The organism is Desulfuromonas sp. KJ2020 (genome assembly GCF_024197615.1).
GTDB lineage: Bacteria > Desulfobacterota > Desulfuromonadia > Desulfuromonadales > SZUA-540 > SZUA-540.
The window spans coordinates 974,294-987,574 of record NZ_JAKUKE010000003.1; the positions used below are offsets into that span (position 1 = coordinate 974,294).

Annotated in this window: 12 protein-coding genes; 2 read left to right on the forward strand and 10 right to left on the reverse strand. The window is 54.7% G+C overall.

The annotated features are described in order from the left end of the window. Positions 1-3: 3 nt before the first annotated feature. The 7 genes from sppA to pheA form a co-directional block, all read right to left on the reverse strand. Positions 4-762, reverse strand: a complete 759-nt coding sequence (gene sppA / locus MJO47_RS12945; protein WP_253961533.1) for a signal peptide peptidase SppA — start codon at positions 760-762, stop codon at positions 4-6. A 203-nt stretch (positions 763-965) separates the two neighbouring features. Further along, positions 966-2,702, reverse strand: coding sequence for a 30S ribosomal protein S1 (locus tag MJO47_RS12950; protein ID WP_253961534.1), 1,737 nt, complete (start codon positions 2,700-2,702; stop codon positions 966-968). A gap of 102 nt (positions 2,703-2,804) precedes the next feature. After that, positions 2,805-3,644 (reverse strand): 4-hydroxy-3-methylbut-2-enyl diphosphate reductase, encoded by an 840-nt coding sequence (gene ispH / locus MJO47_RS12955; RefSeq protein WP_253961535.1) that lies wholly within the window; start codon positions 3,642-3,644, stop codon positions 2,805-2,807. A gap of 17 nt (positions 3,645-3,661) precedes the next feature. After that, positions 3,662-4,342 carry a (d)CMP kinase gene (gene cmk / locus MJO47_RS12960; protein ID WP_253961536.1) on the reverse strand — a complete coding sequence of 227 codons (681 nt, stop codon included), beginning with the start codon at positions 4,340-4,342 and terminating at the stop codon, positions 3,662-3,664. A gap of 68 nt (positions 4,343-4,410) precedes the next feature. Then, positions 4,411-5,703: a 3-phosphoshikimate 1-carboxyvinyltransferase gene (gene aroA / locus MJO47_RS12965; RefSeq protein WP_253961537.1), complete on the reverse strand. Its 1,293-nt coding sequence runs from the start codon at positions 5,701-5,703 to the stop codon at positions 4,411-4,413. A 46-nt stretch (positions 5,704-5,749) separates the two neighbouring features. Then, positions 5,750-6,622, reverse strand: a complete 873-nt coding sequence (locus MJO47_RS12970) for a prephenate dehydrogenase/arogenate dehydrogenase family protein (protein WP_253961538.1) — start codon at positions 6,620-6,622, stop codon at positions 5,750-5,752. A gap of 22 nt (positions 6,623-6,644) precedes the next feature. After that, positions 6,645-7,724, reverse strand: coding sequence for a prephenate dehydratase (gene pheA / locus MJO47_RS12975; protein ID WP_253961539.1), 1,080 nt, complete (start codon positions 7,722-7,724; stop codon positions 6,645-6,647). Positions 7,725-7,931: 207 nt separating this feature from the next. Here pheA and MJO47_RS12980 point away from each other — a divergent pair, with 207 nt between their 5' ends. After that, a complete protein-coding gene (locus MJO47_RS12980) occupies positions 7,932-9,119 on the forward strand; it encodes a pyridoxal phosphate-dependent aminotransferase (protein ID WP_253961540.1) in 1,188 nt (395 codons plus the stop codon). A 23-nt stretch (positions 9,120-9,142) separates the two neighbouring features. Continuing rightward, positions 9,143-9,952: a formate/nitrite transporter family protein gene (locus MJO47_RS12985; protein ID WP_253961541.1), complete on the forward strand. Its 810-nt coding sequence runs from the start codon at positions 9,143-9,145 to the stop codon at positions 9,950-9,952. Between the two features lie 10 nt (positions 9,953-9,962). Here the strand turns inward: MJO47_RS12985 and recJ are convergent, their stop codons facing one another. The 3 genes from recJ to secF all read right to left on the reverse strand — a co-directional run bounded on the left by recJ (position 9,963) and on the right by secF (position 13,275). Beyond that, the gene (gene recJ / locus MJO47_RS12990) at positions 9,963-11,630 is read right to left on the reverse strand and encodes a single-stranded-DNA-specific exonuclease RecJ (RefSeq protein ID WP_253961542.1); all 1,668 of its coding nucleotides are present in this window, start codon (positions 11,628-11,630) and stop codon (positions 9,963-9,965) included. A gap of 139 nt (positions 11,631-11,769) precedes the next feature. Further along, positions 11,770-12,342: a c-type cytochrome biogenesis protein gene (locus MJO47_RS12995; protein WP_253961543.1), complete on the reverse strand. Its 573-nt coding sequence runs from the start codon at positions 12,340-12,342 to the stop codon at positions 11,770-11,772. 18 nt (positions 12,343-12,360) lie between these two features. Beyond that, positions 12,361-13,275, reverse strand: coding sequence for a protein translocase subunit SecF (gene secF / locus MJO47_RS13000; protein ID WP_253961544.1), 915 nt, complete (start codon positions 13,273-13,275; stop codon positions 12,361-12,363). Positions 13,276-13,281 lie beyond the last annotated feature (6 nt).

Below are 13,281 nucleotides of genomic sequence, written 5' to 3' on the forward strand. Positions count from 1 at the left end.
CTCCTAATTTAAACCTTCCCAGATAAACTGCATCCCGCCAACAGATTGTTCCTGCAATCCTTGACGCATAGAATGAAGGGTTTCTTCCACCAGATAGTTAAACAATTTCGGTTTGGACTCACGGGGATAGATAACACGCGGTTTACCTTCGATCTCGGCCAATTCAGCGGCCAGATCGATGGCGTCCTGCATATTGCCGAGCCTATCCACCAGACCCGCTTCGAGAGCCTGCCTCCCGGTATAAATTCTTCCATCGGCCAGAGTTTTCGCTTTATCAAGGGGAAGGTCTCGCCCTTGGGCCACGGCGGAAACGAATTGGGAGTGTACATCATCAATAAGAGACTGCAGGATCTGCCGATCATCAGGGGTCATGGGGCGGACAGGGGAACCGATATCCTTATGTTCACCACTTTTTACGACCTGACTTTTAAGACCGATTTTCTGAAGAAGTTCCTGAAAATTGGTGAATTCCATAATGACACCAATACTGCCGGTGATGGTGCCGGGGTTGGCGACGATCTGGTGTGCCGGGATGGCTATATAGTAGCCCCCTGAGGCAGCGACAGACCCCATGGACACAACAACGGGTTTTACCTGGGCAAGTTTCTGAACTTCTGTATAGATTTCCTGGGACGGTCCTACCCCGCCGCCGGGAGAATCAACACGCAATACCACAGCTTTCATGCTGCTGTCATCGCGAAGGTGCGTCAGTCGTTGAATAACGTCCTCAGACGTCATGATCGCCCCCTTGACTTCAACCACACCGATCTTTTCGCCGATGGGGAGGGAAGTCGAAGTTCCCGTCATGCTGGATATAAGACCTACAATGATAAGAAAAAAAAGAAAGATGGCTCCAAGGACAATCAGGGCCATCAAAAATGGTCTTTTTTTCATGCAAATCGCCTGAGATGGAGGAGCCCCCGCCTTGACAAGCGGGGGCTCCGGATGGTCATCGTCAGAAAGAATCAGTCTTCAGACTTGTCTTCGCCGGCCTTGTTCAAGGCACCCTGCAGCAAATCCCCGAAGTTGGAGGTTGCACTCTTTTGGGCGCCAAGGAAAGCATCGACCTCGGCTTTTTCTTTCTGGGTAGCCAGATGTTTGATTGAGAGGGCGATTTTGCGATCAGCCGTGTCGACGTTGAGCACAACGGCCTCGATTTCATCCCCGACGTTGGCAAAGCTTTTCGGAGAATCGATCTTCTCTTTGCTGATTTCCGAGACATGGATCAGGCCTTCGATGCCCTCCTCCACTTCGACGAAGATGCCAAAATCGGTTACGGAGGTTACCTTGCCACGGATGATGGTACCGGGTGCGTAGCGGGTAGGGATGGTTTCCCAGGGATCCATGGCCAGCTGTTTGATACCGAGAGAGAATCGCTCGTTTTCGCGATCGATATTGAGAACGACCGCTTTAACGATGTCACCCTTTTTGTAGATTTCAGAAGGATGCTTGATCCGCTTGGTCCAGGAAAGATCAGAGATATGCACCAGGCCGTCAATCCCTTCGTCAACACCAACGAAGATACCGAAATCGGTGATGTTCTTGACCTGCCCTTCGATGACGGTACCGGCGGGGAATTTCTCGCCAATCACATCCCAGGGGTTGGGCTCGACCTGTTTGAGACCGAGGGAAATGCGACGGTTGGGGATATCAAGGGCCAACACGACGGACTCGACTTCGTCGCCAATGCTGAGGACCTTGTTGGGATGCTTGATGCGCTTGGTCCAGCTCATCTCGGAGACATGGATCAGACCTTCAACCCCTTCATCCAGTTCCACAAAGGCGCCATAATCGGTAAGGCTGACAACCTTGCCGGTGACACGCATCCCCACGGGGTATTTAGACTCGACTTCCAGCCAGGGATCAGGCGTGATTTGCTTGAGACCCAGAGAGACCCGCTCTTTTTCGCGGTCAAACTTGAGAACCTTGACTTTGATTTTATCACCGACAGACAGAATGTCGGAGGGATGGCTGACCCGGCCCCAGGACATGTCGGTGATGTGCAGCAGACCGTCGATGCCACCGAGGTCGATAAAGGCACCGTAATCGGTAAGATTCTTGACGATACCTTCGAACACCTGACCCTCTTCCAGCTTTTCGAGAGTATCGGCGCGCAGGTTTTCCCGCTGATCTTCCAACAAAACGCGACGGGAAAGGACGATGTTACCACGACGCTTGTTGAGTTTGATGATTTTGAATTTGTAGGTTTCGCCGATCATCTTGTCCAGGTTGCGCACGGGACGGAGATCGACCTGCGAACCAGGCAGGAAGGCGATCACACCGATGTCGACAGAAAGCCCGCCCTTGATACGAGAAACAATGCGTCCCTCAACATCGGCTCCCTCTTCCAGGGTATTCCATATTTTCATCCGATCGGCTTTTTCTTTCGACAGGCTGATCAGACCGTTTTCGTTTTCTGTACGCTCGATCAAAACATCAAACTGGTCGCCGACTTTAAGGTCAGTCTTCACCTGACCGTTGTCATCAAGGAATTCGGCGATCGGAATAAGTCCTTCCGACTTACCGCCAACATCAACAACCACCGAATCAGGATTGACCTGAACGATGGTGCCGGTGACCACGTTCCCAGCCTTCAATTCCTTCAGGCTGTTCTCAAAAAGAGCTTCGAAGCTTTCTTCCATGCTCCCAAACTCGTCTTCGTTCTCCATCAGTTCGTTTACGTTTTCGTTGTTTTCCACCATTAAAGTGTTACCCCCTAGCGAATTTCCTGTCATTTTTCAGACAGTATGGCCCAAGCCATGACGTCGGAACTTAGCACAAAGTCTTTAAAAAAACAAATCATTTTATTTTTTCAACCCGGAAACCCTATCCACCACTTCATCGATGATCCACTGGGGTGTTGAGGCACCGGCAGTGATCCCTACGGTTTGAACGCCATCAAACCAGGCAGAATCGATTTCGATAGCCGTTTCGACATGATAGGTTCGGGGCTGGATCTCTGAACAGAGTTGGGCAAGGCGGTTGGTATTGGCGCTATTGAACCCACCGATGACCAACATCAGGTCGACCTGTCGAGCAATATCCCGAGCCTCCCCCTGACGGACGGAGGTAGCATCGCAGATCGTATTAAAAACGCGAAGTTCCTTGCTTTTTCGCAAACAGACGTCGACAACCTGGCGCAGATTCTCGAACGGCTGGGTCGTCTGGGCGACCACGCCTATCTTCTTGCTGCGAGGTATCCCTTCAGCCTTCGCCTGATCAGGGACGACGTAAACATCAACGCCTGCGGCATAAGAAACAATACCCTGTACCTCAGGATGCTCCTCTTCACCAACCAAAACAACCACATACCCCTCGGAGCTGAGCAGGGCAGCGTGATCCTGAGCTATTTTGACAAAAGGACAGGTCGCATCCACGACCTCCAACCCCTTGGTGGCAAGGTCGGCCATTTCATCGGCCGTGATGCCGTGGGAACGGACAATGACAGCTCCCTCGTGGATATCCTCCACACGCCCCACCACACTGACCCCCTTTTCTTCCAGTTTTTCAACCAGTTGCGGGGAATGAATAATGGGGCCTAAAGAACAGATGCGTTCGTGGGAGTCAGCAGAATCAAAGGCCATACTGGTGGCTCTTTTGACCCCGAAGCAGAACCCGGCGCTCTTTGCCAGAATGATTTTCATCCGTAGACTGAAGCCTCCTATGCTGTCGCCTGCCGTTGTCGCACGACCCGAAGCATTTCACCCAACACCTCATCGATGGTCATCCGGGTCGTGTCGATAGCAATGGCGTCAGCGGCCTGCAGAAGAGGTGCTTCGGCACGGGCACTGTCATCGGCATCGCGTTTTTCCACTTCGGCGATGGTCTGCTGGAGATCCACCTCAAGCCCTTTGGCCTTAAGCTCTTCATAGCGGCGTCTGCCTCGCTCCGCCGAAGTGGCCACGAGGAAAAACTTGACCTCTGCATCAGGAAAAACCACGGTGCCGATGTCACGCCCCTCCAGCACCACCCCGCCCTTCTCGCCCATACGGCGCTGCAGATCAACCAGAGTGCGTCGCACAGCGGGCCAAGCAGCGATGCGGGAAGTAAGGAGGCTGATTTCAGGCGTTCGAATATCGGCGGTGACATCCTGCCCGTTGAGAAGAACCTTTTCCTGCGCCCCCTCTCGGGAGAATTCGATCAGGACCTGCGGACACAGTCGAGCCAAACCCTCTTCATCCGCGGGGTCGATTCCTTTTTTTTTGGAAAACAGGGCAAAGGCCCGATACATGGCGCCGGTATCGATATTGATATATCCCAAGTCTTCGGCCAGGCGTTTACTGAGCGTACTCTTGCCGGCACCCGAGGGTCCATCTATGGCTACGATCAATCCTTTTTTCACGTAAAAAAGCTCCACATACGCACAAACAGGCGTGCTAATTAAAAACGACTTGCGAACTCTACTTTCCTCTAATGCCGAATACTCTCCAGTAATTCCCAAAAATTCGGAAAGGATGTCGCTGTACACTGTACATCGTCAATCGTTACGGGGCCGGCGGCGACCAGCGCCGCAACAGCCATGCTCATGGCAATGCGGTGATCGCCGTGGGAGGTGACGCGCCCGCCCTGCAGCGGCTGCCCACCGATAATCACCATGCCGTCCTCGCGGGGTTCGACAGAAGCACCCAGCCTGGTGAGTTCCGAGGTCATCGCCGCTATACGATCCGTCTCCTTGACACGCAGTTCCCGAGCGTCGCGAATAACCGTCTGCCCCTGGGCAAAACAGGCGGCGACACTGACAACAGGAAATTCATCGATGGCCCGCGGCACCAGTTCTCCACCAATGTCGATACCCTGCAGGTCGCTGCTCCTGACGTGTATGTCAGCGACCGGTTCGCCCGAATGCTCACGGGGGTCGAGGACACGCAGATCGCCGCCCATGGCTTGCAGGATATCGATAATACCGCTGCGAGTTGGGTTGATACCGACATTGCGGATCAAGACATCGGAACCGGGGGTAACCAGGGCCGCGACCATAAAAAAGGCGGCCGAGGAAATGTCACCAGGGACGTGAACCTCCCGCCCCTTGAGGGCAGGCCGGGGGAAAATGCGCACACCGCCGGCAAATGGCTCGACTTTGGCCCCGAAATAGGAAAGCATGCGCTCGCTGTGGTCCCGGGACAGATGCGGCTCTTTCACAGTGGTAGGACCCTCGGCGTAAAGACCAGCCAAAAGCAGGGCGGACTTGACCTGGGCACTGGCAATAGGAGAATCATAATCGAGCCCTGCCAGCTCCCCCCCCTGTAGAGCCAAAGGAGCCAGCTGTCCCCCCTGACGGCCCCAGATGCGTGCACCCATGCGGGAAAGGGGCTCAACCACCCGGCGCATGGGCCTTTTGCGCAAATAACGATCCCCCGTGAGGACACTGAAAAACTGCTGCCCGGCGAGCAGGCCGGTCATCAGTCGGATAGTCGTCCCCGAATTGCCGCAGTCGATCACATCGGCCGGCTCTTGCAGGCCATCCAGTCCCCGCCCGTGGATTTTGAGAACGTCACCCGGCAGGTTCTCAATCTCAACCCCCATGGACCGAAAAGCATTGAGGGTAGCGTGATTATCTTCCCCGTGCAAAAAACCATGGACCACCGTAATCCCCTCGGCCAAAGAGCCTAACATGATAGAGCGATGAGAAATGGATTTATCGCCGGGGACCGTAATCTCCCCCTTCAGGCCGGCAGCCGGGCTCACTGTTTTGGATTGCGACATATGAAAACTCCCTCAAGCAAAAGGATGGCGTCGATTCATGGGAAAATTAGAGAATGGCGTCCCGGCTCTTTTTGGAGCGCATAAAAAACTCGAAAAGCTTCTCGCCGTCGCCATCCCGGACATCCTTTTTCAATTCGGCAAAACACGCCTCGAAATTCTCCATCATTTCAACCAGGGCTTCCCTGTTGGTCATGGCGATGTCACGCCACATGGTGGGGTCCGAAGAGGCGATGCGCGTGAAGTCCCGAAAGCCGCCGGCGGAGTAGTCCAGGATATTCTCCGGATAGCGGTCATAAGAACCGACCGAGTTGACCAGCGAATAGGCCACCATATGGGGGAGATGGCTGATGGCGGCCAGAATCCGGTCATGCTTTTCGACATCCATAAGCACGACCTCGCTGCCGGCCTTTTCCCAAACCCTTTTCACCAGATCCAAAGCGGCCGAGTTGGTGGCTTCTGTCGGGGTAAGGATGCAGCGTTTGCCCTGGTACAGCGTCGCAAAGGCCGCCTCGGCGCCGCTCTTCTCGGTGCCGGCAATCGGATGCCCCGGCACGAAATGGACGCCGGCGGGCATCAGCGGCTCAATGGCCCGGACCACCTCGGCCTTGACGCTGCCGCCGTCGGTCAGCACCGCCCCAGGCTTCATGGACGGGGCGATGACGGCCGCCACGGATTCCAGGGAGCGGACAGGGGTGGCCAGAAAAACCAGATCGGCGTCAGCGACGCCGGTGCGGGGATCCTGCTCGATGCGGTCCACTATACCCAGGTCGATTGCTTTTTCCAGATTGGCGAGCCCTCGCCCGATGCCGATAACCTCTCCAACAGCCTTGGCCGCCTTCAGGGCCAGAGCCAGAGAGCCGCCGATGAGCCCAACGCCGACCACGGCCAACTTGGGAATAAAAACCGGATTATCTTTCATTGCAAAAAAACATCCTTCACGCTTAACGGATTCTCGGGTAGGAGCCAAGAACCTTGAGGAATTGGCAGTACTGGCGCAAATCTTCAACGGCCTCCCTCACCCGGTCATCCTCCAGGTGCCCTTCAATGTCGAGGAAAAAGATATATTCCCAGGCTTTTTTCTTCAGAGGTCGGCTTTCGATTTTGGAAAGGTTGATTTTGCGTGTGCTGAAAGGTTCAAGCATCCGATATAAAATACCAGGCTCGTCCTTGACACTGAACATGATGGAGGTTTTGTCCTGGCCGCTGCGCGCCGGCCTTTTCCGGCCGATGACCAGAAAGCGCGTGTAATTGTTAGGGTTGTCCTCGATCTTCTTTTTGGTTACACGCAGCCCGTACAGGGAAGCAGCCATTTCACTGGCGATGGCGGCGGCGGAATCATCTTCAGCCACCATCTGGGCCGCCAAAGCGGTGCTGCCAACATCAACCAGAGGGATATCAGGCAGATTGTCTTCCAACCATTTGCGGCACTGGGCCAGGGCCTGGGGGTGTGAAACCACCTTCCTGACGCGCTCAAGGTCACCCGAGAGGGAGAGCAGGTCGTGAGATATCTCCAGCAGGATTTCCGCGTTAATCTGCAGATCCGAATCCATGAACATGTCAAGGGTGTGAGAGACGACACCCTCCGTCGAATTCTCCACAGGGACAACGCCATAGTGGCACCGGCTGCGCAACACCTCATCAAAGACCGCCGGAATACTCTTTTGCGGCACGAGCTGAGCGGAAAGGCCGAACTGCTGGAGGGCGGCGGCATGGGTAAAGGTCGCCTGCGGGCCTAAAAAAGCCACTCTCATCGGATGCTCAAGGGCCAATGAGGCCGAAATAATCTCCCGGAAAACCCGGCGGATGGCCTCAGAGGGGAAAGGTCCGGGGTTTTGGGCGGTCAAGCGCTGATAGATGGCCATCTCACGGCTGGGAACGTAAAATTCCTGCCTGTCACCCTCTTTAGTCTTGCCGACTTCGATGACGACTTTGGCCCTCTCATTCAGCAGAGCCAGAATGTCGTCATCGATGGCATCGATGCGATGACGCAAATCGTCGAGCCTGCCTTTTTCCTTTCCCATATCGCCCCCTGCACCTGGAAGATAAACCGAAGCCGAAAATCTAGAACATCAAACCGAAAAATGCAATAAAAACCAGGACAATATATGGAAACGGCACGTTACACGGCAAGGTCAGCAGAACCCGCCCTCACTCCCTTTCCCCTTGACCCTGCCCTATCGTCAAAGATAAACTGAGCCCCTTTTTTAATCACCCCGAAGGAGTCACTCATGTCCATATCTGTCAAGGTGTCCAGCTTCATTGAAAAGGCTTCCTGGATTCGTAAAATGTTCGAAGAGGGAGCCATGCTACGCAAAATCCATGGCGAAGAGAATGTCTTCGATTTCACCCTCGGCAACCCCTGCGTGGAACCGCCCGAAGCTTTTCGCGAGGAACTGCTCAAGTTGGCTACCAACCCCATCCCGGGGATGCACCGCTACATGAACAACGCCGGTTATGAAGAAACCAGGGCGGCCGTCGCCGACGTGGTATCCGAAAAATCACCTCAGCAGCTGACCGCAAGCCACGTGGTGATGACCTGCGGGGCCGGCGCGGCCCTCAATGTCGTCCTTAAAACCGTCCTCAATCCCGGCGATGAAGTCATCGTACTGGCCCCTTTCTTTGTCGAATACCGATTCTACATCGACAACCATGGCGGCACGACCCGGGAAGTGCAGACGCTGCCGGACTCCTTCCAACTGGATCTGCCGGCCATCGAAAAAGCGATCACCGAAAAGACAGCCGCCATTATCATCAACTCGCCCAACAACCCCACCGGGGTTATTTACCCGGCCGAAGATCTTCAGCGGCTGGGGCAACTGCTCGCGCGCAAGGAGAAGGAACTGGACCGCCAGATATTCCTTATATCCGACGAACCGTACGCCCGCATTCTTTACGATGACCAACAGGTTCCCGGCATCTTCCATCATGTGAAAAACGCCGTCATCGTCACCTCCCATTCCAAGGATCTCGCCCTGCCTGGTGAAAGGATCGGCTACCTGGCCGTCAATCCCGCCATGGACAATCTCAACGTTTTCATCGAAGGCGCCGTTTTCTGCAACCGCGTTCTTGGCTTCGTCAACGCTCCGGCGCTGGTTCAGCGGCTGGTCACCCCTCTGCAGCGGGAAAGTGTCGACATCAAGGAATATCAGGCCAAACGCGACCTTCTTTACGATAATCTTACTGCCATGGGCTTCAAAATGGTTAAACCTGGTGGAGCTTTCTATCTCTTTCCCCGCTCCCCCCTGCCCGATGATGTCGAATTCGTCCGGTTAGCCCAGAAACACAATATCCTTCTGGTTCCGGGCAGCGGCTTCGGCGCCCCCGGTTTTTTCCGAATCGCTTACTGCATCGATACAGCCGTCATCCATCGCAGTCTGCCGGCCTGGGAGAAATTGGCCCAGGAAGTTGGCCTCTAGACCGGACCGTGGAAAGGACCCCCATGGAAAAAAGATTTCTGCCCCCCCGGGAAACGGCTCTGGCCATTGTGGAAAATGGCAAGCGCGTCACGACGCAGCCCATCTCCCGAACCGTCGTCCTGAGCCTTTTGGCCGGTTTTTACATTGCCTTTGGGGCCCAACTGGCGACCGTCATCACGCAGGACAGCGCTACCTACCTCGGTCAGGGGCTCAGCCGCCTGCTGGCGGGGAGTGTTTTTTCCATGGGGCTGATGCTGGTAGTCATCTGTGGGGCAGAACTGTTCACAGGCAACAGCCTGTTGACCAAATCGGCTTTCCAGGGCCAGATACCCTGGCATAAAATCTGGGAAAACTGGTTCATCGTTATTTTAGGGAATCTGATCGGTTCCCTGTTCTTCGCCTGGCTTATGCTGCACTCGGACCTCTGGAAAAGCGGCAATGTCGCCGACTATGCCATCAGCATTGCCGCCAGCAAGTGCGAACTCTCTTTTTCCGTGGCGCTGGTTCGGGGGATTTTCTGCAACTGGCTGGTGTGCCTGGCGGTATTCATGGCGACTGCGGCGAGGGATATTCCCGGCAAGATACTGGCCTGCTATGTCCCGATCATGACCTTTGTCGCCAGCGGGTTTGAGCACAGTGTGGCCAACATGTACTTCATCCCCACCGGCCTGCTGCTGGCGGATGAACTGGGACGGGAAGTACCCGGTCTAACCTGGGGAAACTTTCTGACAGGGAACCTGCTCCCCGTGACGGTGGGTAACATTCTGGGCGGGGTCGTCTTCGTGGCGCTGACCTACTGGTTCATCTACCTGAGAGGCAACACCCAGAAATGATCCGAGGCGCCTAATCGTTGCAGGGTCGGATATCCTTGACCCTCAGCTGCAGTGAGGACCTTCCTCGCCATTCGTTGATGGAAGGGGTGAACAGCATATCAAACTCGTTTTCCAGTTCGTCCATACGCGCGGCCATGCCGAAGGCAATACAGGGATGCACCACGCCGTTCTGGCAGGCTTTCCAGCGCAGATGCTGTTCCTTGAGTGTCTCTACCCCCAACGCCCGCACCCTCCTGGCCACAAAGACAGGCTCAGGGTTACCGGCGCCAAAAGGCTGCATCAACTCCAGTTCCTTCACCAGTTCAAATGAAAGCTCCTCAAAACAAATCTCTTCATCAAAATAGACCAAAGGGTTAAGATCATCCTCCCTTAAGACCTTTTGAGCATAGGCATCAAAAATCTGAACAAATTCAGGAAATTTTATCGACTCAATACTGAGTCCGGCGGCAAATTCATGGCCGCCATACCCTGACAATACATGCCCGCAGGTCTGCAGGGCCCGGTATAGATGAAAACCGGGAATCGATCGGGCCGAGCCCTTGCCCTGCTCGCCGTCCAAAGCCACGAGTACAGAGGGGCGGTGATAGCGCTCCACCAGACGACTTGCCACAATGCCAATAACCCCCGGATGCCAGCGTTCATCGGCAAGGACGATGGCATGAGACAACTGGGCTCCACCGGGCTGTTCAAGCTGTTGTACTGCCTGTTCGAAGGTCTCCTTTTCGATTTTTTGCCGCTGCTTGTTAAAACCGTCGAGGAGTTCGGCCAGCTCCATGGCTGGCACACCCTCATCCATCAGAAGAAGATCGACGCCTAGAGCGGCATCTTCCAATCGGCCAGCCGCATTGAGGCGGGGGGCCAGCTGAAAGCCTACCGTACCGCTGGAAATTTCACGAGTGCCGGTCACTTTCTGCAAGCAGGAGATGCCTGGTCGAGGAGAGCTGTTCAAAAGCCCCAGCCCGACTTTAGTTAGGGTTCTGTTCACCCCTTGCAGCGGGACTATATCGGCGATGGTGCCGAGCGCTACCAGGTCAAGGAGCAGGCGCAGATCCGGTTCCCGATGTTTTGAGAAGAAGCCGTTGTCGCGAAGGTGCTTCCTTAAAGCGACCAGGAGGAAAAAAGCGACGCCGACTCCCGCGAGCGATTTAAATGGAAAACGGCAATCCGGCACTTGAGGATTGATCAGGGCGCAGGCCGTGGGAAGAATGTCGGGTGGCTGGTGGTGATCGGTGATAATCAGATCAAGCCCAAGTTCCTGAGCCAGGGCAGCTTCCGACACCGCACTTACGCCACAATCCACGGAGATAACGAGGGAAGCACCGTTTTGAGCGGCGGCGGACAAGGCCTGCCCAGAAAGCCCGTAGCCATCTTTGAGCCGTAAAGGGATGTGATAATCGACCTGCCCCCCGAGATCGCGCAGGCCCTGGACCAGCAAAGCCGTGCCGGTAATACCATCCACATCATAATCCCCATGAATGACAATCGACTCCTCTTGTTCCAGGGCACGGGCGAGGCGTTTTACACCCTTGTCCATGTCCGGGAGCAAAAAAGGATCGGGCAAAGAAGCCAGCAGGCATTCGATATATTCCTTACCCGCCAGTTCTTCAACAATGCCGCGTCGGTACAAAATACCGGCGGTGATCTCGCCGATTTTAAGGGCGGAGACCAGGGCTGCCACTCGACCTGCCTCTGGTCTGGAGCCTCGCTCTGCCCATCTTTTTCTGACAACCGGATTCATCATGACGGCCACATTAAGGGATCGATACTCCTGACACAGCAAAGCCGGGAGAGCCCCGGCTTTGCTGTGTCACTCACATTTATTTTGAGGGGGCGCCTGCTGGGTGCGCCTCGATGAACTGCAGCTCCCGGCGGATCTGATCCGCGCCGGGTCCGGTCGGATTCAACTCCAGAAACCGGGTCCAGACTTCTTTGGCTTTGGCAAAGTCCTGGACGTCATACCGATAGACAATGCCGAGGTTATAAAGGCTTTGGGCGTGGTTAGGATTGATGTCACCGGCCTTGATAAAATTGTCGATCGCCCGGTCATACCATCCTACCCGCCGAAACATAATGCCCTGATCGGTAAGCACATCGGCATCCCGAGCATCAAGCTCAAGCGCCTTGGCGTAGGCCTCGATTGCCTTCATTGGCTGGTCGGAATCAAAATAATTATGGCCAAGCTTAACCCAGGCTTGCCGGTTGGCAGGCTCTCCGGCCACGATTTTCTCCAGCAAAGCAATCTCTTTCTGATGATTGACCACGGGAGCGGGCGAGGCAACAGGTGGAGGCGCGGTTGAGGACCCCTTCCCTCCTTTACTGAGGAGCACGCCGACTAAAAGACCGGCGATAAAGGCAATGACAACCAGCAGTACAGTTTCTTTGTTCTTCATAAGGAACATTTCCTTCCTTTAGCTTGCCGCCTTTTTGGTAGAGCGGTAATTATCCCAGAAGACGAGAATTGCACTTGCCACAAATATAGATGAATAGGTACCAACGATGATCCCGACGAGAAGAGCAAAAGCGAAATTGTGAATAACTCCTCCTCCGAGAGTAAAAAGCGCCAGAACAACGAGAAGGGTCGTTCCCGAGGTCAGGATTGTTCTCGAGAGGGTTTCGTTAATACTGCGATTGACCACGGAGGCAAAACCATCTTTGCCATGTTTGCCCATATTCTCGCGAATGCGGTCATAGACAATAATGGTGTCGTTGAGCGAATAACCGATGATGGCCAGAAAGGCGGCAATGATCGGCAGATCGATTTCCTTGCCGAAAAGGGAAAAGGCACCCAGAGTAATGAAAACATCATGGGCCAGGGCGATGATGGCCCCGACGGCAAAACGGAATTCAAAACGCCAGGTTACATAAATAAGTATGCCGACCAGGGCGTAGAGGATGGCCATGAGTCCCTTTTCGCGCAGATCTTTACCGACCTGAGGTCCTACCATTTCTGCACGGCGAACCTCAACCTGCCCTTCGCCATAGCTTTTTTCAAGAACCTGGGAAATTTCAAGAGAAAGGCCCTTGAGTTCGGTGGAGGTGTTCTGGGACCGAATGAGAAATTCATTGCCTTCATCACCAAACTGCTGCACGACGACGCCCCCCAGATCAAGTCCGGTAAGGGAAGACTTGATTTCGCCGGCGCTGGTCGTCTGATTGAACTTAACCTGCACCAGCGTTCCGCCGGAAAAGTCGATGCCATAATTGGGGCCACCGTGCATAATCAGGGAAAGAAACCCCACGACCAGAAGAACCGCGGAAAAGAGAGCGGCCAATTTACGTTTGCCGACAAAATCGAGATTGATATCTGGTTTGATAAGCTGCATCTCGAA

Coding starts and splice junctions, on each gene's coding strand:
- MJO47_RS12950 (WP_253961534.1), bottom strand. CDS start 2,702: ATGGTGGAAAACAACGAAAACGTAAACGAACTGATGGAGAACGAAGAC.
- ispH (WP_253961535.1), bottom strand. CDS start 3,644: ATGAAAATCATTCTGGCAAAGAGCGCCGGGTTCTGCTTCGGGGTCAAA.
- aroA (WP_253961537.1), bottom strand. CDS start 5,703: ATGTCGCAATCCAAAACAGTGAGCCCGGCTGCCGGCCTGAAGGGGGAG.
- MJO47_RS12970 (WP_253961538.1), bottom strand. CDS start 6,622: ATGAAAGATAATCCGGTTTTTATTCCCAAGTTGGCCGTGGTCGGCGTT.
- pheA (WP_253961539.1), bottom strand. CDS start 7,724: ATGGGAAAGGAAAAAGGCAGGCTCGACGATTTGCGTCATCGCATCGAT.
- MJO47_RS12980 (WP_253961540.1), top strand. CDS start 7,932: ATGTCCATATCTGTCAAGGTGTCCAGCTTCATTGAAAAGGCTTCCTGG.
- MJO47_RS12985 (WP_253961541.1), top strand. CDS start 9,143: ATGGAAAAAAGATTTCTGCCCCCCCGGGAAACGGCTCTGGCCATTGTG.
- MJO47_RS12995 (WP_253961543.1), bottom strand. CDS start 12,342: ATGAAGAACAAAGAAACTGTACTGCTGGTTGTCATTGCCTTTATCGCC.
- secF (WP_253961544.1), bottom strand. CDS start 13,275: ATGCAGCTTATCAAACCAGATATCAATCTCGATTTTGTCGGCAAACGT.